We start from the raw sequence: 24519 nt of genomic DNA on the forward strand, positions 1-24519 counted from the left end.
CGTCGGTTCGCCTGCGGTTGCAAAAGAGACGCAGGAAGGAGTAAGGAGGACATACGATGACCCGCATCCACGGCAGCATTGTTCTGGGGATTTCGCTCATTCTTGTCGCCTGTTCTTCTTCCCCGATCTTTCAGAAGGAGATCACCGACGGGGTGGATAAAGACTTCGACTTCACCACCTGGCGCAATCTACCGAACGCCAAGGTGGGACGGAAAGTCCAACTCGGCGGGCGCATCGTACAAACGGATACCGCGGACGGCGGAGTGGTCATTATTACGACGCAACTTCCCATTGTCGAATATCCAGCCTATGGGCCCAAAGACAACGGCAGGCGGTCGGGTGAATTCGCCGTCTCGTATACCGGCCGTCTCGACTCCAAATGGTTGATCCCAGGCAACCGCCTGATTGTCGTCGGTTCCGTTGAGCAGGCGAAGGCGGTCGTCGTGGACGATGTGAAACGGAGTCTGCCCTCGCTGCGCGCCCGCTGTCTTCACATCTGGAAAACAGTCGGAAAAGAAATCGCGGAGTTTCCCTATAATATAGGTGGCGGATATGAGCCGCTGGAACATGAGACATTCTGCGCGTCGCCATGAAAGATGGAGTGGAAAATTCATGACAGCCCCGGGTCGGCGCCTAACCGGTTCTCTTCTGATGCTCGGTCTTGCGGGGGCGGTGGGATGCGGACATGAAGCCACGCTGGTGCGCGATACAGGGGACGGCGGTCTGGTTTCCTATGCGTACCAAACGGAAGCCGAGGTGTTTGCCTCTTCCGGGCGCCGGGACGCCTTTCGATTGATCGGGGACAAATGTCCTGCTGGGTCACGAATTGTTCGAGAGGGTCAGATTCCCAAAGTCAGCGCCGCCGCCGATCGAATCTGGCGGGGGCAAATCGGAACGGACCGCCTCTGGGGGATTCAATTCGCATGCGAGTAACACGTGATGGGACGGGGCCACTCAGCACGCCGGGCAGCGTCATGCTGGTGGTCGGATCCCTCTGCCTGATGTTGAGTTCCTGTCAATTCTTCACCCGAGGACAGCTGCTCTTTGACCGCTACGGCATTCAAGTCGGCCTCCAGCCCGATCCATCGGTTACCAGATCTTCGCCGCCCGCGCCGAACGCGCATCCGATCGACATGGCGCCGGAAAAGATGGCGCTGATGTTGAGCGCGATCCGTGTCAGCGGGTGGAGCGGCACGCTGGTGGGATACTTCGAGTCCCCGCGGCAGATTCCGTTATTCGACGACGCGGATCTTCGCCTCGTCGCGGCCCCGATCGCCCAGGCTTTTCGGGAGGCCGCCCCAAACGAGCGCGTGTTCTTTTATCTCCCGAATCCAAAGTCGGCGTACGGCGACGCGACCGCCGGATCGCTTTTCATCCGGGACTCCTATCTGCATGTGGTGGTAACGGATCACAAGGCCTTCGCCCAGGCCGACACCGGCGGGGGAGATGAAAAAGATCTGCGCGACACGAAAGGAATGAAGCTGTGGGTCGCCGCACCGTACAAGGTGGCAGAGGTTCCTCCTTCCCAGGAACCAGATTGGGCGCCCTTTGAAACGGTTCATCTCTCCATCAGTCCGAACGCCATCCTGACTCGGAACAGTGTCGGTCTTCAAGCCGCCGCTCCGCTTCCGGCCTCGTCTCCTCCGGCTGGAGGCGCCGATCGAGCCGGCGCAGCCACTCGCGAGCCGGCAGTCGTCGGGGAATCCCCACAAGACCTGAAGCTGCAGATCCGTGAGTTGACCCAGTCTAATCTCGATTTGCGTGACCGATTGAATGAACAGACGCGGCAACTGCACGAGTTGAAGGACGAACTGGCGCGCCTGCGAGGCGAAATGGAACGTCCCAAACCCAAATCGCCTCCCGCGCGCAAGCCGCCGTCTCCCTGAACGCTGGATTTCTCGGGAGCCGGCGACCGGTCCGGTCCGGACTTGATGCTCGCCGTTATTGCTTGGAGGAGGCGCCCGCAGGAGGCAGAGTTGATCCCAATGCCACCGAGAGTTTTTCGACCTGCTCGATGGGCAATGGATAAAAGCCCGCTTTGACGACCGCTTCCTGGCCTTCTCGACTCTGGACAAAGTTCACGAATTCCTGCACAGCCGGCGACAGCGAAGCGCCCGGCGCCTTGTCGAGATAGAGGTAAAGCAAGCGTCGAAGGGGATAAGTCTGATCGGCGACCGTCGCGGCTGATGGAATAATAAACGGCATGCCCTCGATTTCGGCCAGAGGCACGATGCGTACACTCGAGGCTTGTAAACCGATCCCGCTATAGCCCATACCGAGTTGATCCCGGCTCATAGCCAGGATGACCGAGGCTGCGCCAGGTTCTTCCTGCAACGACGGCTTGAAGTCGCCGCCTGCCAGCACATGTTCCTGAAAGAAAGCTCTTGTGCCGGATTTGCGGTCCCGCCCATACAACCGGATTTCGGCCTTCTCCCAGCCGCCGGCCAATCCTAAATCACCCCAAGTCGTAATGTCCTTTTTGAAGCCGCGGTGATGCGTGGTCGAAAAGATGGCGTCCACTTGATCCAGCGTCAGCCCCGGCAGGGGATTATCCTTATGCACATATAAGGCGACGGCATCGACCGCAATAGGGACCGCGAAGGGCTCATAGCCTCGTTGCGACGAAAATCGCTTGATTTCGGAATCCAAGAGTTCTCGAGAACTGCTCACCAATAGCGCCTGCTTGGCTCGTTCTTCGTGTACGACAATGCGGCCCGGCTGTGGGGCTTCCAAGAATTCAGCGATGCCCTTTGTCGATCCGCCGGATCGGAGATCGATCGCCACTTTGGGCTGGCGAGAGTGAAATTCCTGCACGAGCCGCCGCATCAGACCGTGCATCGTGTCGGACCCATGGATCTTAAAGCCCCCGCTTACTTGAACCCCGGCACTATATCGTTTCAGGGCGGGATCAACCGTCAAACTGGCAAAAGGCCCGCTTTGTTCAGCCTGGATAGAGCCGACGCCGCCTAACAGCAACACAAGCAGGCAGGCCAATGTCCGGCCGCCCGTCGTGGCCGATCGTAAGAAGCGCTGTTTCGGAGCTTGCGCGGAGCTCGCCATATTGATCCTCCTGGGTTGTTATCCGGTCCAAGATAAATCGGCCGGATTGCAGAAAGAACACGGCTTTGTTACAGGACTGTTAACTTTGCTGTTGGCAGACAGGGAATTACACCGAACAGCGTGTGCCTTCCCGGTCAGACTGCGGGGAGGCTATCTCATAATCGAACCCACGACGTAATAGCAGAATCTCGCCACGGCGGCTCAATGAATCCACACATTGAAACACCTGGTTCCAGCTCAGCTCGGGCAGAAGAGTGACTACCTGTTCCAGTTTCAGGCACTTCTCCGACCGCAAGAGATCGAGCACCATAGCCTCATTTCCCTCACTCTGAGTGACCATCTGGAAACCTCCTTTGTATGCCGACGAGGTAAGCATGGCCGAGAAGAAGGAATGTAACGAGCTTATCCTACGAAGGTCGCGATGATGGACAGATCATGGGTAGGTTAAAGATTTGTAACATTTCTCTCTGTATTGACGACGATCCGCTTCACAAGCGGTGGAACAATTTACACAGCGGCAATATGGCGGCAACTACGATTTCATTCGCCGCGAACTATAATCCGGCCTGTATCCCTATTATTTCGAGGAGGAAAACATGGACCTGTTTCGAAAGAAAGAGCAGGCGAAGGTTTGTCGACAGTTATGCATGGCCGTCACCAGTGCGGCCTTATGCTTGGGGGGAGTGGGTTTGGCCGCCGCACAGCCTTTTGGAGCCGCTCAGCAGGAACTTGATCCGAGCCTGACAGCCTATGTACCAGTCAATGGGCTATCCGGACGTGTCAGCATTGCTGGGTCGGACACGATGGCTCCGCTCATGACCAAACTGGTCGCTCACTTTACCCGCCAACATCTCGAAACGAAGTTTGCGGTTGAAAGCGTGCCGACCTCTCAGGCCATCCGGGAATTCATGCTTGGAATCTCCTATCAGCGGCGCGGGGACAAGGCCAGGGGAAGGGGAACCGACGGGTCCAGTTATGCCGATTTGTTGGCTTCCTCGCGTCCCCTGTCTGAGAAGGAACGGAAAGGTTTCGCATTCAACCACGGACATGAACCGCTCGAGATGCCCATCGCCATGGATGCGGTGGCCATCTACGTCCATAATGAGAATCCCATAACAGGCCTGACCCTGGAGCAGGTTGACGCGATATTCAGCACAACCCTGAAACGCGGAATGCAGTCCGTTTCAACATGGGATCAGGTGGGATTGCAGGACGGCTGGAGTCGGCAACCAATTCATCTCTATGGAAGAGATAAGAAATCGGGGACGCGGTACTTTTTCGAGCACGTTGCCTTGTTGGACGGGAATTTGAAGCCGGACGCACAAGAACAGCCCGGTTCCGCCTCAGAAATTCTTGCCATTGCCCAAGATAGGCTCGCCATCGGCTATGCGGGATCAATCTACAACACTTCATTCGTGCGCATGGTTCCCCTGGCGCAACAAGCAGGAGATCGATATGTCCTGCCCAGTGCAGAATCTGTCAGAGATCATAGTTATCCTCTCGCACGTCCGCTCTACCTGTACGTCAACAAGGATCCGAACGGGAAGCTGGATCCGATCGTGGAAGAGTTTCTCAAGTTCATAAACAGCGGTCAGGGCCAGGAAATCGTGGCGCGGGCAAACTATTATCCGCTGACCAGCGTGCAAGTCGCAAAGAACCGTCAGAACTTGGGATTGGCAGACACTGTGGCGCGGGTCCCCATGGCGGCGTTGCCGGATTCTCGGTGACGGAGCTTGGATGAAACGTCTGGTCTGCAGATCGCCTTGCCGACCAAAAGATTGAATTTCTCGAACACTAGAGCAGCCGTGCGGCCGCTTCCAGTGTTGGGCTCCTCTGATCGGGGAGCGTTCTTTCTCGAAGAGAGAACGCTCCCTTTCATATGCCACCATATATTATTACCCATGTTAGGATGGCGCGGGCCGCGGCTCAGTGCATTGGCCAATGCGCAAGCGGGGGAATAGGAGTCACGTCATGCGCGAACGAAACGGGTTCTTGCGTCAGCTGGTTGTGCTGGTTGTTTCGGTTGTTGTCGTCGGCATTGGCGGATGTACCAGTGCCCCTCCTCCCACGCCCTTCTATCAAGACTCCGTGACCTCCATTGGATTCCAATATGATGACCATGCGCGCAACCCGCATAGTCATCCGGCGAAGGTGACTCCTGAAACGATGATGGACATATTGAGGGGCGTACAGACGGTCTCAAGACAAGGGGTGCTGAAGAGTCTTGTCTTCAACAGAGCAGACCAGGGGCCGGCCTTTTCGAGTATGGAGATCCGCCTTTTGGCGCCGAAGCTCAGCGCAGCTCTGAGTAAAGCGAAGCCTGATGAATTGGTGACGTTCTACCGCCGGATCTCAGATGAAAATGTAGGCTTGGGAATTACCTCCGGGGGACTATTTGTGCAGGACCAACAGCTCTATTTTGTGCTGGCCAATAACCGTACGTTGCCCACGAGCGGCATGGGTCAGAACATGGTGTATGCCCTGGACCCGGTCGATACGCCCTTGCTCCCCATTGCCCGACTCGATTTTAGGGCCGCCTTTACACCTGGAACCGCATTGGTTCGGGAGGAAGAACGCATCTCCTGGCCGTATATCGATGACGGTCGCGTCCTTGCGATTGATTTAACGCAACTGCATCGGGACATCAGATCGGCAGAGAAATAACTGCCCGGCGTTCCGGACCGGCCCTGGGGAGATAGTCCCCCAGGGCTTTCAAAGAAATCTACGCCGCTAATTCCAGAACCACTGCATCTGGAATCGTAATTGCGACGCATCAAAGTCGGACTGCGGAGTATTAGCCACCAACCTGCTGTTCTCCCCATCCTTGAACACCCAATCCACGTTAAACCGAAAATGCGTGTCGGGCTCCCAGACGAGGCCGAAATTCCAGGTCCGGGACTGGCCGCTGGGCGCCCCGGCCAGACTCTTGAATCCGCCGTAATACTCTCCCCACCGGACATAGGGGGTCAGCATCCCGACATCGGAATAACGCCAGGTATAGTAGCCCTGGATGTATCCTCCGTGCAGCGATCGTTCATCAACAAAGTTGTTCGTCTGATTCCGTTCCGGACCGCGACCGACCGTGAACTCTCCGAGGATGCCCCAGGGCTGTGGCGGGGTCCAGAAGTAGGCCGTCACCCGCTCATCGTTGACGTCGCAACCGCCTTCCGAGTTCAGGGCGTCATGACAGCGTGCGGCTCCCGTGCTCGTCGGTGAGCCGACCCCGTTGACAGAGTAGATGCCGCGATAGGCCATGACTCCGGTTTCGAGGAGGCGGCCGTTCGGCAACTCGAACGGATAGGCGAGCTTCACGCCGACATGCTTGTTCTTATTGAGCTCGAGTTGGCTTCGGCCCTGCCCGTTGTACACCATGACCCCGAACACCCCATAGTCGCCCGGACCATTATGGTAAGCCGCGAGTTGGGCAAACCGAGCTTGTGCCACCTTGGGACTCCAGTAATAGGCAATGCCCAGGTCTCGTTCTCCTGGAGCCCCGCTCTGTATGGACTCATGCCGGTCCTGCTCTTGCCGATTTGTGCTGGAGCGGTAGGTGTCGAATGCGTTTGGCACACGATGGAGACCCGCGCGAAGGCGATGGACTCGATCTTTGGTTATATAATAGTCCAGGTAATTATCGATGATCTCCCGATTCTCGAGCTGTTGTTGCCCGCCCTCCAACGCGAACTGCATGTAGAAAGCGATCCGTTCGGAAACCTGCCCTTGGAGCACCAGCCGGAGGCGTCTGACATAGAATTCGTTTGGTTGCTGATCCCCAAAACTATCGTTCAACGGCAGGTCAAACAATGGACTCGTGGCGCCGAGATTATATTTGAACTGCGAGTACCCATTGATCCGGATCCGTTCGTACCATCTGGGATTTCCCGCTTGCTGCATCTCGGCGACTTGTTCGAAGATCCGCCGCTCCTCTTCCGCTTTGAGGCGAATCCAATCGTCCTGGCTGATGACGCCTTTCTCGAGCAGGAGGTTTTCGAGCGTCGAACTTTGAATCGTGAGGCGTTGACCGGATGTCACTCTTTCTCGCTGTCCCTCCACGTCTATAGGCGCAGACTCGATAGACGGTGGTGTCCCGGAAGCCGAGGCTTGGGCTACCTCCACACCCAGATTTGGTGTCGCGGCCCGAGTTTTCGGCAGAGGCGGGCTTTCCTCCGAGAAGCCCGATGGCGGCGACCATGCCATCACACACAATCCTGCCATGATGGCGAGTCCGCTGATTAACTGGTTGCATCTCCAACCCATTCATCCCTCCTTCTTGGATAGTTGCTCGGCCGAGCCATCCGGCAACCGGCCGGTATCGGCGGCACCATACGGGAGGGATGTCACTGAACGTTTTCCACGAAATTAAGGGACTGTTACGCTTGCAACGGATTGCGGAGCGCGTCACGGCAGGCGCCCGGGCATCGAAGGCGGACGGTAGTGAATGGAAAAGAAGGGAAGGCCGATAGGGGAACAATTAACGCGGGTTTAACTGTTTCGTTATGCCTCCGAAGCCTGCGCCCCGTAATGTGGCGCGCGGGACGCAGAGCGAGGCGGAAGGCAAGCGGGATGTTGGAAAGCACGCCGATTCTTATTGTGACACCGGACGAAACCCTCGCCTCTTTTTTGCATAAGGCGTTTAGCGAATACCGGTATCAAGTCATTCTGGCCAAGCATGAGAAGGCGGGCGTGGAACAAGGTTTACGGAATCCTCCTTCCGTGATTCTCGTGGATCGGCGGCATCTCTCGATTGATGAACTGCGCCGGCAACCTCAGCTTCGATTGATTCCCATCGTGGCCGTGCAGATGCTGGGAGCAGACTGTGCCGAAGATCAGTGTGCGGCCCAGTTAGACCAGGGGCTCGACGCCTGCCTGTGCAACCAAAGCCATAGGGAACTTGTCGCCCGCATTCGTGCGATCATGCGGACCAACGAGCGACTGCGCTCCTCCTCCGGGATATATAGACTTGGAAATCTGTCTATGGACGTAGGACGGCATGAAGTGCGGGTCGGAGAGAGATATGTCGACCTGGCGCCGCGAGAGTTCGAGATCCTGAAACAATTTCTTCGAGCTCCCCGGGTGGTCTTCACCCGGCAGGAATTATTGGATCGGGTGTGGGGCAAGGGCTATGCGATCGAGGAGCATGCGCTTGATGTCCATATCCATTCCCTGAGACGCAAAATAGAACCGGATGCATCCAATCCTCAGTTCATCACCACCGTTCGCGGTGTAGGGTATAAGCTGCAGAAGGCTGACTAAGCGGTAGCGGTTATAAGTCTGCCCATAAAACCAAGCATTGGTATAGCCCGGATCGATTTGGATTGCCCGTTTCAACCGCCGTTCCCCCTCAGCACGACCAGCCACGTCCAGGCAACTCCACTGGCAGGCCGGCGAGGCCTCAGCATAGCGGGCAGGTTTAGCAAACGCTTGGAAATTTGCATCACGGGACTGTAAAACTTTACATGAGAGCTCCGTGTGTCATTGGATAGGGGCGAAGCTCGGACTATAATGACTCGGACTACTCTCGTTGATTCCTGATTACCGTCACCGGATTGGACCCATGCTCAGCGCGTTTGTATTGACCGACGGAAGGCTCATGCAGGTTCGGGCCGATGCCGAAGAGGATTTGACCCGGAAGGAGACGATTTGGATCGATTTGGCGGACCCGACGGAAGAAGAACGCGAACTGGTGCAGTCGGTATTTCGGCTGGAGCTGCCGGAAGATGAAGAGTTGCAGAACCTGCAGGCGAGCGCCCGTTACTATCAGGATGAACACGGGGTACATATCCGTTCAACCTTCATCCAGAATAGTGACCAGACTCCTTCGAATGTGACGATGTCCTTCACGTTGCATGAAGGCCGATTGTTGACCGTGCACGATGAGGACCTGACCTTTTTACGATTATTTCGGATGCAGGCACGCGCGGGGACGGTGATCGTCAACGATGCCATGGACATCCTGCTCGGCTGCTATGAGCTGGCCGTCGAGCAGGATGCCGATGTGCTGGAAGAGATGTACAAGACGTTGGACGAAGTCGCCGCTCTCGTCTTGAGTCGGGACAAGCATATTACCAGCAGCGTCATGCGCGACAATATCGAACGGATCGCCGCCCAGGAGGACCTCAACGGAAAAGTGCGCTTGGACCTCATGGATAACCGGCGCGCCCTCTCATTCTTACTGAGGAGCCGCGTCGTGTCGCCTGCGCACACACAAGCGGTCAAAGGTATCCTGCGCGATATTGAATCCTTGAACGGCCATACGGGATTCATTTCAGATAAGATCAACTTCCTGATGGACGCCTTGCTCGGGATGATCAACTTGGAACAAAACAAGATTATCAAGATTTTTTCGATCGCCGCGGTCGTCTTTCTTCCGCCGACACTCGTCGCCAGCATTTACGGCATGAATTTCGACATCATGCCGGAACTGCGATGGCCGTGGGGCTATCCGTCGGCGCTCCTACTCATGATCTTTGCCGGCGCAGCGCCGTACCTGTATTTCAGGCGGAAGGGTTGGTTGGATTGATTCTCCGGCGTCTCCATTGATCCATACGTAGTCATTCCCACCGCGAAACGCCAGCCCTGCCATTTATTCCTTTCGACTGCAGATCCATAACATCCCCCAGAGCCAAGGCAAAAAGTGTGAAGATAAGCGCCGTCGGGGGCAGCTTGATCAATATTCTGGAGTGTGTCATTCATCCAACAGGCAAAGGCGGAGAGGATCTTGGTCCTATTACGAGGATTCATCCTACTCTATGGCGTCTTCCTACTGACATCGCCGGCTTATCCGGTAGACGAATCCAGCCCGGCCGGCCCATCCGCCTTTCACCGGTCATCCCCCGTTTCCATCGGTCCTCCTTCCCGTGAGTCCGACTCTCCCGCATCGCCCTGGGACAGCGGGGCCAACAAGAGCTATGTCATCCCCGCCGCGGAGATTCTGGCGTACCTGTTTTTGCTCAATCAGTATGATCGGCACTTCACCGAGCCGAGAGAGGTGTACCGCACGGATGGAGATACCTTCTGGAAGAATCTCACCGACTCGAAATGGGTCATCGACAACGATCAATTTGCGACCAACCAATTTCTCCATCCTTACAGCGGGACCATCTACTATGGGTTGGCACGATCGGCCGGCCTCAATTTTTACGAATCGTTTCTGTACACCGCCGCCGGCAGTTTCCTGTGGGAGCTCGGAGGGGAGGCAACGGCGCCCTCGGTCAATGACCAGATCGCGACCACGTTCGGCGGCGCGTTCCTGGGCGAACCGTTCTTCCGCATGGCGAACCTGCTATTGGAATCCGGGGACGGGCGGCCGGGCTTCCTGAGGGAACTCGGCGCAGCAATCATTTCTCCGCCGACCGGATTCAACCGTCTCGTGTTCGGCAATCGCTTCGACGCCGTCTTTCCGAGTCATGATCCCGCCACTTTCTTTCGGTTGATGGTCGGCGGCACGCTGACATCGTCCAGCCACAACGTCTCTGACAGCGTGAAAGACCGCGGGGCGGTCGGCGATCTCTCGTTTATCTACGGGCTGCCGGGAAAGCCGGGCTATACCTATACTCGGCCGTTCGACTATTTCGATTTCCATTTCACCGCCGCGACGCCGAACACCTTTGAAAGCATCAACACGCGGGGGATGTTGTTCGGCAGGACCTACGCCTCCGGCGAGACGACGCGCGGAATCTGGGGCCTGTATGGAAGCTACGATTATATTTCTCCGCAAGTGTTTCGTGTCTCGACGACCGCATTGTCGCTCGGGACGACATGGCAGACGTGGTTGTCACGCGACGTGGCGCTTCAAGGCACCGCGCTGGGAGGCGCCGGCTATGGCGCGGCCGGCAGAATCAACCGCACGAAAGATCGGGATTACCATTACGGGACGACGCCGCAGGGGTTGCTGACCGTTCGATTGATTTTCGGGGACCGAGCCATGATCGATTTTACGGGGCGGGAATATTATGTCAGCAGCTTTCTCTCTCCCGAGCGCCATGGCTGGGAAAACATCATGCGGGGAGAGGGCGCGGTCACGCTCCGCCTCTTCGACCGCCATGGCGTGGCGGTCCGTTATGCGGTCTCCCATCGGGATGCCTCGTATCCGAGCGTGACCTATCGTGATCAAACCATTGAGACCCTCAGCCTGATGTACGTATTGCTGGGGAACAGCGGGTTCGGCGCGGTGGAATGGCGCGGCGATGGACGGGCATTCTAGCGGGAGCGCAATGTGTTCAGCAGAGTCAACGCCTCCTCGCGATAGCGTCGAGCGCCTGCCGAGTGGGCGGCGGGCTGAGGTCCTTCAACAATCACGCGCAACTCTCGTCGCGCCTCGTCGGACGCATGGCGCTTGAGGTAGACCTTGGCGAGATCGAGCCGGACATGGATGTAGGTGGGATCGGCGAGAACCGAGCGTTTGAGATAGGTCAACGCCGCTTCGGCGTCACCGCCTAACAGCCAGGGAAGCTCCTCCATCATCATCCCCATCATATGGAGCGCCGGCGCATGGTTCCCGTTCAGCTCCAATGCGCGCCTGACATGGGCCTTCAGATCCCGCACGGTGAGGGCGGACGCCATCGTGCCTTTGAGCTGGGCGGCGCTTCCTAGATTGGCCGCATACAAGTAATGAGCGTCGGCATTCTGCTCCTGAAGGTCGAGCGCCTGACGTGCGAACCTGGCCCCCTCCTCATACGCCGCCCGGCGTTTCACCTCGTCTTGGTACGCCTCGTCGCCAAGGTCCAGATACAGGTCGGCGAGTTTCACAAGGATGGCCGGGTTTGAGGCGTGCTGCTTGTTCTCCTCAAGCAGTTTCTGCAGGTGTTGTTCGAGGTTCTGTACGGACTCGGAAATTGGAAAGGCCGATTGAACGGAGAGCAGCAGGACCGCGACGCCGCAGCAGAGGGCCGATGCCATAGTGCGGCGCGATATCGGTCTCGTTTTATGCATCTCCATGCCTTCCAGACATACGACATCTTGGAACGGAGACGCAATACGTGCCGCTCGGCATGTGATGACCCTAGCCGGCATTATTCATGAACGTTTCTACTGCAACTGCGTATACGCCGCTACGACAAGCCTGGCCGTGAATGTTACACGGCCAGGCGGGCGGGCTCGCCGCTCGGTGGCTCCAGCCAGCTCACCGTCTCGCTGGCGTGCACAAACGTGGCGCTCGTTCTTCCTCGCGCCGTGCGCCCCTCAACATCCGCAATTCTGAGGTATGCTTCGGGCCCTCGCGTCTCCACGCGCAGAAGACACCGCCCCTCACCGTCTCGGCGGCGTCCGCAAACGTGACGCTCATTATTCTTCGCGTCGCGGACCTCGCGTGGCGTCTCCGCAGTTTCGTCGCGAACCGTCATGAATAATGCGGGCTAGGACCTTGACCGATGCCCGAGAGTATGGCATTCATCCCGCCGGACTACGGGAAGGGGACGCTTGATCCGAATCCAAGAACTCATACTTTTATATGGCGTTCTTCTTCTGGTGCTGCCCGCGTATTCATCAGAGCAGTTGGAATCGAGTTCCAGCCCAAGCCGTTCGGCGAAGTCCCAACCAGCCTCATCGGCTGAAATCGGGCCGCCGTCTCCCGAAGCGGCTCGCCTGTCGTCGCTCTGGGACGGCGGGGCGGGCAAGAGCTATGTGATTCCTGCTGCCGAGATTCTGCTGTACGAGTTTCTTCTGAACCGTTTCGACCGGCATTTTGTCGAGCCGAGAGACGAGTACCGCACGAGCGGCGACAGCATCTGGAGGAACTTGACCGATTCGAAATGGGTCATCGACGATGATCAATTTTCGACGAACCAGTTCCTGCACCCCTATGGCGGCAGCGTCTACTATGGTCTGGCTCGATCGGCCGGCCTCGATTTTTACGAATCGTTTCTGTACACCGCCGCCGGCAGCTTTCTCTGGGAAATCGGCGGCGAGACGACGCCGCCCTCCATTAACGATCAGATTACGACCACCTTCGGCGGGACATTCTTGGGCGAACCCCTGTTTCGCATGGCCGGTCTGCTGCTCGAAACCGAAGCGGGACCGCCGGGATTCTGGCGAGAACTCGCCGCGGCGGTGATCTCGCCCCCGACCGGGTTTAACCGGCTTGTCTTCGGAAACCGATTTGACGCCGTCTTTCCGAGCCACAGCCCCGCCACCTTCTTACGCTTGCAACTGGGCGGGACGGTGACCTCAAGCAGCCACAATGTGTCCCAGAGAGTGCGGGAGGGAGGCGCAACGGCCGACTTCACGCTGACCTATGGGCTGCCGGGGAAACCCGGCTATACGTACAACCGCCCGTTCGACTACTTCGATTTTCATCTTACCGCGGCCACCGCCAACACGATCGCGAGCCTGAATACGCGCGGGCTGCTGTTCGGCACGGATTACGCGTTGGGTGAAGCGACGCGCGGGATATGGGGACTGTATGGAAGCTACGACTATATCTCGCCGCAAGTGTTTCGTCTCTCCACGACCGCTCTGTCGGTCGGGACGACATGGCAGACCTGGCTCTCGCGCGCCGTGGCGCTCCAGGGAACGGCGTTGGGCGGCGCCGGCTACGGCGCCGCCGGCAGCATTCATCGGACGGAAGACCGGGATTACCACTATGGAGCTAATCCTCAGGCGCTGCTGGCGCTGCGGCTGATCCTTGACGATCGCGCGATGCTCGATGTGACGGGACGGGAATACTATGTGAGCAAACTCGGCTCCGGAGACCACAGTGGATGGGAAAATATGATCCTCGGCGACGTGGGCCTAACCCTGCGGGTCTTCGATCGACACGGCCTGGCCGTCCGCTACCTCATCACGCATCGCGACGCACATTATTCCAACATTGACACCCGCAACCAAACCGTCGAAACCCTCAGCCTGATGTATGTCTTGCTTGGGAACAGCGGGTTCGGCGCCGTGGAGTGGCGGGGGGATCACTTCTAGCCGTCATGTCGAAGTTCTCTTCGCGTTCCCTCTTGAAGAACCGGGCTTCGACCAGGCATTCTGTGCCGCATCGATGAGGCGATTCAGCGACAGAAAGTTTCGGTGGGCTGCGCGCACGGCGGCTCTATGCTGCGTCGCAATCACGCTGCAGACCTGCTCGGCGATTCCGATCTTTTCTCCACGAGTGATGGAAGGCGTGGATGAAGGATTTGATGTGCAAGTGTGGTGGAAAGCTCCGAATGCCGTGGTGGGGCGGAAAGTGGAACTCGGCGGCCAGATTGTTCAGGGGGAGATAAAAAACGGGGAGACGTTTCTTGCCGCGACTCACTTGCCGATCGTCGATCAATTGGTCTACGAGTCGTTCGAAGTCAACCGGCCGGTGAATCAATATGGGATCTATTATCGGGCGACGATTGATCCGAAGTGGCTGGCTCCCGGTAACCACTTCATGGTGGTCGGAGTCACCTCACAGCCGAAACCGGTTTTTATCAATGGGACGCAGAAAACCGTTCCCTTCGTGATCGCAGAATGTCTTCATGTATGGAAATCGGCTGATACACCGCCCGCGCCCCCGCTTCTGGAAGCGGTAAAATTTGGAGCCTTAGACCATGTAACGTACTGCACGAGCGGCTATTGAACGTCGCCGGCCTGCGGAATCACTCGCCGGCAAGGCCGGTTAGAACTCGTCGATCGAGACCGGCTGCAAGAGATCGCGGACGGATAAGACCCCGATGATGGCTCCGCTTCTCATAACCGCCAAATGGCGGGTCCCATGCTGCTGCATCAGATCCGCCGCCTCGGTGATCGGCCGGCGCTCATCGATCCCGATCACCGGCGCGCTCATGATCGATTCGACCGGCACGAAGAACGGCTGGCGGCTTTCTCCCACCACTTTGCGGACAATGTCCGGCTCGGTGACGATGCCGACGATCCGCTCGTTCTGATGGACGAACACACTGCCGATCTTGTTGTTGTTCATGACCCTGGCCGCTTCCACGACCGACGTCCCGGCAGGTAACGTCACGACTTGCCGCGTCATGAGTTGATTGATGGTAACCATGAATGAGTCCTCCTTGGTTGAATGAGAGTGAATGGTCGCCGCCTCTTAGCAGAGATCTCCCGAGGCGCTCATCGGAAGGCGTGTGGCACGGCACGACGGTCTCCTCATCACAACAGAGGAGCAGCGCCCCTCCTTCGATCGGGTTCTCAGCAGCGGATAGAGAGCTTTGCCCTGCATGCGATACAGCGTGCGGATCGCATATCCCAAGGTGCATCCCATACCCAGCAGTGCCGCGATGATCCAGGTGAGAGTCTCTTGCCTCATAGACGGCCCTCCATGTGAACCGCTTTACAGCGGACGACACTGGAAAACATAGGCCGTCAAGGTTCCAAGCACGTCACGCAGAGGTAAATCCTGCGTTACAGGCGGGCGTAAAAAGGGGACATGCGGAAGCGGAAAGGCCTGCTGTTCAGTCTTTCACGACAAAATGCACGCTGCGATTCTTTTGCCAGCAGACGGTATTGTGCTGGAGACAGAGGGGCCGATCTTTTCCGAAACTCGTCACCTCGATCTGCAACGTTTCGAGACCCAGATTTTCGAGGTAGTGTTGCACACCCCGCGCCCGACGTTCACCGAGCACGAGATTATATTCAACCGTCCCAATCTCGTCTGTGCGGCCTTCAAGGACGATCCGTTTGATCCCATTGGCCTTCAGCCGCTTCGCGTTTTCCTCCACCGTGGTGAGCGCGTCATCGCGCAGGACGTATTGGTCAAAATCGAAGAGCACGTCGGGGAAGGGAATGTTCTGTACGCCGGTGGAGTTGCGTGCCGCCATCTCCACCGATCGCAGCGGCGGAGGCGGCTCGTTATCGGGCGGGGGAAGGGGAACTTCCTTGACGGGGGCGGGCGCCACCTGTTCGACCGCCATCGGTTTTGGTTCGGACGTCTCTCCGCCGCTGGTGCCGCTTCGGCCGGCGCAGCCGGTGGCGGCTACCAGGGCCGCCGCCATGAAAAATCCCACGGTACGGAATCGGATCCGATGCATCACGGAAAACCTCCATTGACAGATTGCGGGAGAGAATAATCAATTATGCCGGATGAGGCAAGTCCATTTACGAGGCGAAAGCTCGAAAGATAGCCAGCGGTTCGTTCAACGGTTCCCATTGCAGGATGTCCAGCGAATCGTTCACGTAAGTGATAGACCTCATCCCATTCAAGACGCAGGTCACACCCGGAGTGCTTGCAAGGACCCAGAGCGCTTTGCGCGACAAGGACTCGGCTCGTCGATGCGCCGGCAGCAGGGGATCGAGACGCTGTCCCACCGCCGCGCTCCTGGTCCTGCTGCGCTCGGAGGCCTCGCGGCGCACCTCTTTCAAGAGACTCAGCAATTCGGGCACATAGGCATCGCGCCAAGCTTCCCATCGCTCTGCGGTTTGGCCGGTCAGCAGTTGGCTCAGCGCCCGCAGCACCTGATTGACGTGGGGCGCAATCATGTGATGTTCGATTTGCTCCCAGTGTTCCAGGCCTTGCACCTGCTCCCGTATCTTGGCCAGCTCCTCGGCCCAATTGAAGAAGTCTGCCGGCAGCATTCCTTGACCGCTATGTTCGACGGCGGGCGCGATGTCGCGGCGATATTCCTCTTCCAATTTGGCGACGCGCGAGCGTTGATCAGCAAACGTCACGGCCGGCGCTTCCACCGGCACGTCGGCCAATCTCATCATGCCGCCGCCACGCCCCGGCATGGCATTGAGAGGCCGGTTCACCAAGACAGCCAAGCCTTCCTGTTGAGCCATGGCGAGCGGTGTGACTGTGCCTGCGCGTCCCGTATTCGCGGTCAAGACAGGTCCCGATTCATAGAGGTTCAGAGGACATTGCAGCACGGCAAAATGGTGGGCCGCGCCTGTTCCGGCCGCTTCCGTCGCCGCCTCCACCATGCGCGACAATGAAGTCGCTTCCGGGTCGTCGGCCGGCGCACCGACCGTATTGGAGGAGACGCCATACCAGCGAAGGCGGCCGGCTGCGATCTGTGACTCCAAGTACTGAAACGCCAGCTCAAGCCGCCGGTAAAATTCGTCACGCCGGGAAGCGAGCTGGTCTTTGCCGTTCAACTTGCTCTGGGAGAGAAAATATTCCGGATTATGCAGGAGGCAGACATCGAGCGTGTCCAATCCTAACCGGTCGAGGCTGGCGGTGAGCTGGTCCGCGAGAAACTCCGGATGCAGGCAATGCCAGATTCCCTCGCCGTACTTGACCATGTCGGGATAGGGCTTGTCGGCCTTCTCCCGCGCTTGCGCTTGGGCGAGATTCTGCCCTTGCACATAGCCGATCTTCGAGACGACGATCACTTCTTCGCGCGTGAGATCGCCGGAAGTGACCAGTTCGGCCAGCACCGATCCGACCAGACGTTCGCTGTCGCCGTCCATATAATTGGTAGAAGTGTCGATGACGTTGCAACCATCGCGGAGCGCCCGGATCAAGGCTTCGCGATGTTCCGCCTCTCCGGGTGCAACCCGGTAGGTGCCGAAACCGAGCCTGCTGCCGGTCAATCCGGGTCTGTCCCATGTCGTAAATCCCCGCGCCAGCTCAGGCGAGGCCGACGCGATCTTCCGTCCGGCATAGCCTGCTGTCCCTTGAATCGTGGCGAACCCCGGGAGGCGCCGTCCGCTCAGAACGGCCCCGTCCGGAGAGCCTGCCGGATGGTCGTTCGCGGTGTGAGATCGCAAGGCATTCGGCACCAACGCTGCATCGGTGATGGGTTGTCGGCAGGAGAAATTGCGGCAGACATAGAGGGCCGCCTTGCCATGGACCAGACTTTTGCCGCGGAGCAACGGGTGATCCGTCACGGTACTGAGAGGATCAAGCGAGGCGATAATGCGGTTCGGCAGATACTGCCGGCTGACCGCTTCAGTGAGCGTGCGGAAGCCCGCATCGTCGGATGCGCCGACCAACGCTAACTCAACCGGTCCGCTGGTCAAGAAATCGACCACGGCCAGACTCTTGGCAAACGCGCGCGGGTAACGGGCCATTTGTTTTCCATAGGCGCGGACTGCCGCCGTGGCCTGCTCTCTCCAATCATGGCGATCGAAATGGGCCGCTAATCGGGCCAAGGCCGATGCCGCGACGGCATTTCCGCTCGGCGTGGCTCCGTCCGGCCCCTCACGGCTTCGAATGATCAAGGTTTCATGCTGGCGCGCGGTCGTAAAAAAGCCGCCGTGCTGCTCGTCCCCGAAGTCGCGGACCATGCGGTCGGCCAAGCGTGCCGCCTCCATCAGATAGCGTTCGTCTGTTCCGCTCTCGTACAGATCGACCAGCGCCTCGGCGAAGTATGCATAGTCTTCCAGGTAGGCGTCGAGGTGTGCTTTGCCCTCTCGATAGGTGCGCAGGAGTCCTCCGTCCGGACGGCTCAAGGTAGCGAGAATGAAGTCGGCGGCCCGCCTGGCGGCCGTCGTATAGCGCGGCTCGCGGAAGACCCGACCCGCTTCGGCCATCGCGCTGATCATCATGCCGTTCCAGGCGGTGATGATCTTGTCGTCCAGCCCCGGCGGCACCCGCGTGGCGCGGGTGGCGTACAGGATAGGTCGGGATCTTTCGATAGACTCGCGCAAGGCTTCTTCGGTAATGCCAAGCTCGCCCGCGACCTCTGCATAACTCTTCGGCCGGTTCAAGACATTGGTATGTTCCCAATTGCCCGCAGCAGTAACGTCATAGAAAGCGCAGAAGCGGTCCGCGTCGTCCCGGTTCGGAAGGGCCGCGTGAATCTGTTCCCGCGTCCAGACGAAGAATTTCCCCTCGACTCCTTCCGAGTCGGCATCGGTCGCGGAAAAAAAGCCGCCCTCCGGTGAGGTCATCTCTCGCAGAATATAATCCAGCGTCTCCGAGGCGATGCGCCGGTATTCCGGGTCGTGCGTGACCTGATAGGCTTCAACATAGGTCCGCGCCAGCAGGGCATTGTCGTACAGCATCTTTTCGAAATGCGGAACCAGCCAGCGCTCGTCCGTGGAGTAGCGAGCGAATCCGCCGCCGAGTTGATCGTACATGCCGCCGGCCGCCATGGCGTCCAGCGTCTTGCGGACCATCGTCAACGTGTGGGGGTCCTTCGTCCGGTCGTAACAGCGGAGGAGGAGTGAGAGGCCGGTGGCCGGGGGAAATTTCGGCGCGCCGCCGAACCCGCCGTATCGAGCATCGAAGTCTTCGGCATACTGCGAGGTTGCCGCCAGCAGTTCCACCTCGCCGACTGACGTGGGAGAGGGAGTCCGCAAGCCTTCTTTGAGCCGGCTGGTGACATGGGCCGCTTGCTTGATCAGACCGTCGCGATCCTTCTGCCAGAATTCCGAAATTTTCTTCAGCACCGTCGGGAACCCCGGTCGACCGTACTTGTCTTCCGGCGGGAAATAGGTCCCGGCGAAGATCGGTTCCTGATCGGGAGTCAAAAACACCGTCATCGGCCATCCGCCTTGGCCGCCGTTCATGGCCAGCGTGGCCTGCATGTAAATTTCATCCAAGTCGGGCCGTTCTTCCCGATCCACCTTCACGCAAATGAAAGAGTCATTCATGAGCTGCGCAATCCGTTCATTTTCGAAGGATTCGCGTTCCATGACGTGGCACCAATGGCATGAGGAGTAGCCGATCGACAGCAGGATCGGTCGATCCAACTGTTTTGAACGGGTCAAAGCTTCCTTTCCCCAGGGATACCACTGGACCGGATTGTAGGCATGTTGGCGCAGGTACGGGCTCGTCTCGTGGATGAGCCGATTGGGCGAGCGGTTGCTGCGGTGTTCTGAGGACATGAGGCACCGTAACACGGTGCTTCTCGGACGGTCAACGTGCCGCAACCGCCGGATCAGAGGGCGGATAACAGACAGCAGAACCTTAACTCTTAACTCCCAACTCCTAACTCTGAATCACCGGTCATCTTCTGCCGTCCGAACCATTCATCATTCCTCATTCTATATTCCTCATTTTGGATTTGGGTTCGTATGGTAAGCTGATAGGTAACAATGACTATTCCATGGACAGTGATATGACGAGCGATGATACCGGCCCCTATTCCAACTATCGCCTGACGGCTCGGCTGGCATTGGCCAATAAACCCGGCATGTTCGCGAAGGTCGCGGCCTTGCTTGCCGAAGAAGGCGCCAATCTCGGAGCGGTCGATATCGTCTCGGCCAATGCCGACTGGATGATCCGTGATGTGACGTTCGACGTGCAAAACGAACCGCACGGCGACCGGGTCGTCCAGCGACTTGGAAGCCTCCCGGATGTGACCGTCCTGTCGGCCTCGGACCGAATCTTCCTTCTCCATCTGGGCGGAAAGATTCGCGTGCAAAGCCGCGTTCCTGTGACCACCAGGAATGTCCTCTCGATGGTGTATACGCCCGGTGTTGGTCGCGTGTCGCAGGCGATTGCGGCGGATCCGACCAAAGCCTATGCCTTCACGATCAAGAGCAACAGCGTGGCGGTGGTAACCGACGGGTCTGCGGTTTTGGGACTGGGAGATCTGGGTCCGGAAGCGGCGCTTCCGGTGATGGAAGGGAAAGTGATGTTGTTGAAGGAGTTCGCCGGCATCGATGCCTGGCCGCTATGTCTCGGTACCCAGGACCAGGACGAGATCGTCGGCATCGTCCGGGCGATCGCCCCGGGCTTCGGCGCCATCCATCTCGAAGATATCAGCGCACCCCGCTGCTTTACGATCGAACGCGAATTAAAGAAATGCCTGGATATTCCCGTCATGCATGATGATCAGCATGGGACGGCGGTCGTCTTATTGGCCGCGCTGACCAACGCGTTGAAGGTGATCAAACGACCGATCGGCGATGTCCGGATCGTCGTCAATGGTCTGGGGGCGGCCGGCACTGCCTGTTGCCGCATTCTGCTTGCTGCCGGCATCTCCCATCTGATCGGATGCGATAAGGAAGGGATCGTGCTCATGGGGGACGGGGACGAGTTGCGCCCCTATCGCACCGATTTGCGTGCCTGTATCAGGCGCGGGCAGCCGCGCGGCACATTGCGCGATGCCTTGAAAGGGGCGGATGTGTTCATAGGAGTTTCGGCCGGCAATATCCTTAGTGTCGAGGATTTGGAATTGATGGCGCCCGACCGCATTGTGTTCGCCATGGCCAATCCGGACCCCGAAATCGATCCCAAACTGGGCGATCAGTATTCCAGGATTTTTGCCACCGGCCGCTCCGATTTTCCTAACCAGATCAATAATGCGCTCGCTTTTCCCGGTATCTTCCGCGGGGCACTCGATGTCCAAGCGAGAGAAATCAACGAAGCCATGAAACTCGCCGCGGCGCAGGCCATCGCGGACGTCGTGCCGGAATCAGCGTTGAGCGAGGATTATGTTATTCCCAGTCTCTTCGATAAGGAAGTCGTTCCCCGCGTGGCAAAGGCGGTGGCCGGTGCGGCCAGGGAAACCGGCGTCGCGCGTCGTAAGGCCAAGGTGGGGGATGATCCCGCCAGAAACGAGCCGGTCTGAGGTTAACCTGACGAGACGGTTATGCTAAGATGCTGGAGCAGGCGGGGCAGCTGGTGTCACGCCTATTCCGACGGAGAATTGGTGCCGTTTTCCTCCGCTCGTCTCTCCAAGTACCAAGCCGGCATGCGGCGCCGGATCGAACTGCTTCGTGCGAAGACTGTGGATAGCCTCGACTTCGCCGTCGATTACATGATGCAGGAGCGAGTCGACAGTTTTTTCCGCATCGAGCAAGGACTCGAGGAAATCGATCGGTCGCTCAAGCTCATCGAGGACGAACTGGCCCATGTGATCGATATTTCCGGCGCCATCCGCCTGGAATCCAGGCTCGAATTCGTGGAGGACCGCTGGGACGATCTGGACAGCGAGGTCCGAGAGCGCCCGCGCCGACGCCGTCGGGGCGTGAACCTCGCGGATTTCTTGAAAGCCGCCGGCGGCTCGACTGATCCTGCCGGCCCGGTTCCTGAAGTGAACAATGCCGGTGATGCCTATGACATTCTTGGGCTGGAATTCGGCACCTCCCTGATGGAAGTGACCACGGCCTTTCGGCACCGTGCCAAGGAGCTGCATCCCGACGCGAGAAACGGCGACCGCAGCTCGGAGCCCGAACTCCGGCGGATCATTGCCGCCTATCAATTTCTCAAAGAGTATCTCAGTTTGAGCAATACGGAGCCGCCGCTCTCGCGGGGCGCTGAATATCGTCCTACCGAGTAATGAAGTTGGATATCGACCACTCGAACCGATACGTTGCCTCGCCCTCGGAACTGGCGGACTTTGTGACACAACTGAAGGGGTGCGATCGCATCGCGATCGACACCGAGTTCGTCGGCGAAGACCATTTCGTCCCGCGGCTGGAACTCATCCAGGTGGCGGCCGAGGGTGTGGCGGCCGTCATCGATTTTCAAGCGGTGGATACCAGCGAGCCGATGGCCGACTTCTGGTCACTTATCTGCGATAGGCGTGTCGAGAAAGTGCTGCACGCGGGCCGGCAAGACTTGGAGTTATTCCTGACTCATGCGGGCCAGATCCCCAAACCGTTCTTCGATACGCAGATTGCGGCGGCCATGGTCGGATATGGGCCCCAGACCGCCTATGCCAATCTCGTGCAACGAGTCAAAGGCGTCAAGTTGGATAAGGGCCAAACGTTCACCAACTGGAGCCAGCGACCGTTGACCCAGGAACAAATGATCTATGCACTTGCGGACGTTCAGTTTCTCATCCCGGTCCATGAGCACCTGCGCGGCCGCTTGCACGCCCTCGGACGCCTCGACTGGGTGGACGAGGAATTCGCCAGGCTCGAAGGAACAGTCGGATCCCAGACTCGTGATCCGTTAGAGCGATATCAACGGATTCGGGGTTGGGACAACCTCAAACCTCGCTCGGCCGCAGTGCTGCGGGAGTTGGCGTCCTGGCGGGAAGGAGAAGCGCGCCGGCGGAACGTGCCCCGCGGACGGGTTGCCCGTGACGAGGTGCTGCTCCAGCTCGCCCGCCAGGCCCCGCGGACCGTCGAGCAACTTCGAAGCGTGCGCGGCATGTACGGAGGGGAGATCGAGCGGAATGGGGGCGTCATTGTGGAAATGATTCACCGGGCGGTGACATTGCCTCCGACCGAATGGCCCGATGTGCCGCGGGAAAAGAAGGCCGATCCGGAATCGACGGGAACAGTCGAACTGCTCCAAGCGGTGCTGAAAGCCGTCGCGGCCGACGCCAGCATCGCGCCCACGCTGCTGGCGACCACCGGCGATCTTCAGACCTTGATCGAGTTGAAACCAGATCGGAGCGAAGCCGATCTTCCCATCCTCCGTGGCTGGCGCCGCCGCTTGGCCGGTGATCTGTTGCTCGAGGTGCTGGCCGGAAAGATCAAGGTGTGGATCAGCGCGGAAACGGGAAAAATCGAATTCGGGCGCCCCCTTTCATAGGTCATAGACCGGAAGCCTGCCACACAGCCCTTGCTATCCGGGTCGGGGTTGCGATCGTTTTCGCTCTTTCCACAGTCCAAACAGGAGCGTCAGCAAGGCGAGCCCGATCTCATCGGCAAACGGAATCACATCGGGGATCAGCAGATCGGCCAGGGTGAGTCCGGCAAACAACAGGAAGAGCGATGGAAAGCGTAAGTTCAACCGTTGCAACAATCGGCCGATCAGCGAGGCGCGGTCCATAGCAGCCATGATCATTTCGGCGCGGCTCTGCTCTATAGCACTTGTTTGATCGTCTCGGCCGGCCTGGCCAGCATGGCGGTCTCGCCGGTTTCGACCAAGGGGCGTTGGAGCAGATCCGGATGCTGTACCATCAGATCGATCAAGTCGTCATCGGACAGAGCCCGTTCGGACAGTTTGAGTTCCTTGTAGAGATCTTCTTTTGCGCGCAAGACCTGCTTCGGTGCAAGTCCGGCTTTTTTCAGTAGAGATTTCAGCCGCGCCTTGGTGAAGGGCTGTTCATAATAATTGACGGCAGTAAACGGCTTCCCACTTTCCTTCAAGAGTTGGACGGCTTGGCGGCAAGTTGAACACGTCGGCTTCTGGTAAATGATGATCTGTCCCATGGATGTCCCTTTCATGTCGTATCACACCTTGACGCTAATTTTTCGCCTGTGTTAAATCACTGAGCCGGTTCGTCAACCATCACGCGTTCTTCTCATGCCCATTGTCGGTACTGATACAGGCGGTCAAACGAAGCCGTTCGCTTGTGCCACATCTGCGCAACGGACCTTGAAGGACTTGCGGAGCAAGCGCAAGGGGCAACCGGTTTTGGTGGTCGGCCATATCCTGGAGCGCAAGGGCCAAGAAGCGACGTTCGAAGTATTCAATGATCGCCTCGCGGTCATCAAGTTCGCCGACGGTGCGATTTTTGGATACGATCCGCTCGAATTATTACTGCCGACTGAAATTGACGACAAGGGAGTACCCTATTTCGAGATCCGCCATTGCGAGGACTGTGGCCAACTCTTTCCACTGACCAGCGAAGAATGTGATGCGGATCAGGAACCGACCCAGTGCCCCGACTGCGCGGCGTAGCTACAAAGTTTTGAGTCGAGAATTCTGAGTTCCTGATTCAGAAAGTACACACCCGACTCCTC

The 24519-nt window shown here is 58.4% G+C and carries 24 protein-coding genes; 14 read left to right on the forward strand and 10 right to left on the reverse strand.

The window, feature by feature from the left end:
• Positions 1–56 precede the first annotated feature (56 nt).
• From ACWGXE_RS09670 to ACWGXE_RS09680, 3 genes are read left to right on the forward strand one after another with little or no spacing between them, the layout of a single operon-like run.
• The gene (locus tag ACWGXE_RS09670) at positions 57–593 is read left to right on the forward strand and encodes a Slp family lipoprotein (protein WP_447603250.1); all 537 of its coding nucleotides are present in this window, start codon (positions 57–59) and stop codon (positions 591–593) included.
• Between the two features lie 19 nt (positions 594–612).
• Complete coding sequence (locus tag ACWGXE_RS09675) at positions 613–933, forward strand: hypothetical protein (RefSeq protein WP_447603252.1); 321 nt, start codon at positions 613–615, stop codon at positions 931–933.
• The gene (locus ACWGXE_RS09680; RefSeq protein WP_447603254.1) at positions 924–1886 is read left to right on the forward strand and encodes a hypothetical protein; all 963 of its coding nucleotides are present in this window, start codon (positions 924–926) and stop codon (positions 1884–1886) included. The genes ACWGXE_RS09675 and ACWGXE_RS09680 overlap by 10 nt, the downstream gene beginning before the upstream one ends.
• Before the next feature lie 55 nt (positions 1887–1941).
• On the opposite strand, the gene ACWGXE_RS09685 is transcribed toward ACWGXE_RS09680, so the two are convergent.
• Positions 1942–3060 (reverse strand): PstS family phosphate ABC transporter substrate-binding protein, encoded by a 1119-nt coding sequence (locus ACWGXE_RS09685; RefSeq protein WP_447603256.1) that lies wholly within the window; start codon positions 3058–3060, stop codon positions 1942–1944.
• Between the two features lie 106 nt (positions 3061–3166).
• A complete protein-coding gene (locus tag ACWGXE_RS09690; protein WP_447603258.1) occupies positions 3167–3400 on the reverse strand; it encodes a hypothetical protein in 234 nt (77 codons plus the stop codon).
• Positions 3401–3656: 256 nt separating this feature from the next.
• Here ACWGXE_RS09690 and ACWGXE_RS09695 point away from each other — a divergent pair, with 256 nt between their 5' ends.
• Positions 3657–4787, forward strand: coding sequence for a PstS family phosphate ABC transporter substrate-binding protein (locus ACWGXE_RS09695; protein WP_447603260.1), 1131 nt, complete (start codon positions 3657–3659; stop codon positions 4785–4787).
• A 244-nt stretch (positions 4788–5031) separates the two neighbouring features.
• Positions 5032–5724, forward strand: a complete 693-nt coding sequence (locus ACWGXE_RS09700; protein ID WP_447603262.1) for a hypothetical protein — start codon at positions 5032–5034, stop codon at positions 5722–5724.
• A 66-nt stretch (positions 5725–5790) separates the two neighbouring features.
• Here ACWGXE_RS09700 and ACWGXE_RS09705 read toward each other — a convergent pair whose 3' ends face one another.
• Complete coding sequence (locus ACWGXE_RS09705) at positions 5791–7092, reverse strand: porin (protein ID WP_447603264.1); 1302 nt, start codon at positions 7090–7092, stop codon at positions 5791–5793.
• Between the two features lie 531 nt (positions 7093–7623).
• On the opposite strand from ACWGXE_RS09705, the gene ACWGXE_RS09710 reads away from it, so the two are divergent.
• The 3 genes from ACWGXE_RS09710 (at position 7624) to ACWGXE_RS09720 (ending at position 11263) form a co-directional block, all read left to right on the forward strand.
• Positions 7624–8313, forward strand: a complete 690-nt coding sequence (locus ACWGXE_RS09710; RefSeq protein ID WP_447603266.1) for a response regulator transcription factor — start codon at positions 7624–7626, stop codon at positions 8311–8313.
• Between the two features lie 301 nt (positions 8314–8614).
• Positions 8615–9580, forward strand: coding sequence for a magnesium/cobalt transporter CorA (corA, locus tag ACWGXE_RS09715; RefSeq protein WP_447603267.1), 966 nt, complete (start codon positions 8615–8617; stop codon positions 9578–9580).
• Positions 9581–9778: 198 nt separating this feature from the next.
• A complete protein-coding gene (locus tag ACWGXE_RS09720) occupies positions 9779–11263 on the forward strand; it encodes a DUF3943 domain-containing protein (protein ID WP_447603269.1) in 1485 nt (494 codons plus the stop codon).
• On the opposite strand, the gene ACWGXE_RS09725 is transcribed toward ACWGXE_RS09720, so the two are convergent.
• Positions 11260–11991: a tetratricopeptide repeat protein gene (locus ACWGXE_RS09725; protein WP_447603270.1), complete on the reverse strand. Its 732-nt coding sequence runs from the start codon at positions 11989–11991 to the stop codon at positions 11260–11262. The genes ACWGXE_RS09720 and ACWGXE_RS09725 overlap by 4 nt on opposite strands.
• A 486-nt stretch (positions 11992–12477) precedes the next feature.
• On the opposite strand from ACWGXE_RS09725, the gene ACWGXE_RS09730 reads away from it, so the two are divergent.
• Entirely contained in the window at positions 12478–13968 is a 1491-nt protein-coding gene (locus ACWGXE_RS09730) for a DUF3943 domain-containing protein (RefSeq protein WP_447603272.1), read from the forward strand.
• Positions 13969–14041: 73 nt separating this feature from the next.
• Positions 14042–14605, forward strand: coding sequence for a Slp family lipoprotein (locus ACWGXE_RS09735; protein WP_447603274.1), 564 nt, complete (start codon positions 14042–14044; stop codon positions 14603–14605).
• Positions 14606–14644: 39 nt separating this feature from the next.
• Here ACWGXE_RS09735 and ACWGXE_RS09740 read toward each other — a convergent pair whose 3' ends face one another.
• The 4 genes from ACWGXE_RS09740 to ACWGXE_RS09755 form a co-directional block, all read right to left on the reverse strand.
• On the reverse strand, positions 14645–15028 hold the full coding sequence (locus ACWGXE_RS09740) for a CBS domain-containing protein (RefSeq protein WP_447603276.1): 384 nt from the start codon (positions 15026–15028) through the stop codon (positions 14645–14647).
• A 45-nt stretch (positions 15029–15073) separates the two neighbouring features.
• Positions 15074–15292, reverse strand: coding sequence for a hypothetical protein (locus ACWGXE_RS09745; RefSeq protein WP_447603278.1), 219 nt, complete (start codon positions 15290–15292; stop codon positions 15074–15076).
• A gap of 145 nt (positions 15293–15437) precedes the next feature.
• Entirely contained in the window at positions 15438–16013 is a 576-nt protein-coding gene (locus tag ACWGXE_RS09750; protein WP_447603926.1) for an OmpA family protein, read from the reverse strand.
• Between the two features lie 67 nt (positions 16014–16080).
• Positions 16081–19755 (reverse strand): aldo/keto reductase, encoded by a 3675-nt coding sequence (locus ACWGXE_RS09755; protein ID WP_447603280.1) that lies wholly within the window; start codon positions 19753–19755, stop codon positions 16081–16083.
• Between the two features lie 233 nt (positions 19756–19988).
• On the opposite strand from ACWGXE_RS09755, the gene ACWGXE_RS09760 reads away from it, so the two are divergent.
• The 3 genes from ACWGXE_RS09760 (at position 19989) to rnd (ending at position 23362) form a co-directional block, all read left to right on the forward strand.
• Positions 19989–21446 carry a malic enzyme-like NAD(P)-binding protein gene (locus ACWGXE_RS09760; RefSeq protein ID WP_447603281.1) on the forward strand — a complete coding sequence of 486 codons (1458 nt, stop codon included), beginning with the start codon at positions 19989–19991 and terminating at the stop codon, positions 21444–21446.
• A gap of 21 nt (positions 21447–21467) precedes the next feature.
• Positions 21468–22157 (forward strand): DnaJ domain-containing protein, encoded by a 690-nt coding sequence (locus ACWGXE_RS09765; RefSeq protein WP_447603283.1) that lies wholly within the window; start codon positions 21468–21470, stop codon positions 22155–22157.
• 62 nt (positions 22158–22219) lie between these two features.
• Positions 22220–23362, forward strand: coding sequence for a ribonuclease D (rnd, locus tag ACWGXE_RS09770; RefSeq protein ID WP_447603285.1), 1143 nt, complete (start codon positions 22220–22222; stop codon positions 23360–23362).
• A 33-nt stretch (positions 23363–23395) separates the two neighbouring features.
• On the opposite strand, the gene ACWGXE_RS09775 is transcribed toward rnd, so the two are convergent.
• The gene (locus ACWGXE_RS09775; RefSeq protein WP_447603287.1) at positions 23396–23611 is read right to left on the reverse strand and encodes a DUF6116 family protein; all 216 of its coding nucleotides are present in this window, start codon (positions 23609–23611) and stop codon (positions 23396–23398) included.
• A 23-nt stretch (positions 23612–23634) separates the two neighbouring features.
• A complete protein-coding gene (gene arsC / locus ACWGXE_RS09780; RefSeq protein WP_447603289.1) occupies positions 23635–24000 on the reverse strand; it encodes an arsenate reductase (glutaredoxin) in 366 nt (121 codons plus the stop codon).
• Between the two features lie 79 nt (positions 24001–24079).
• On the opposite strand from arsC, the gene ACWGXE_RS09785 reads away from it, so the two are divergent.
• Positions 24080–24457, forward strand: a complete 378-nt coding sequence (locus ACWGXE_RS09785; protein WP_447603290.1) for a hypothetical protein — start codon at positions 24080–24082, stop codon at positions 24455–24457.
• Positions 24458–24519 lie beyond the last annotated feature (62 nt).

This window comes from Nitrospira sp. Nam80 (assembly GCF_965152575.1).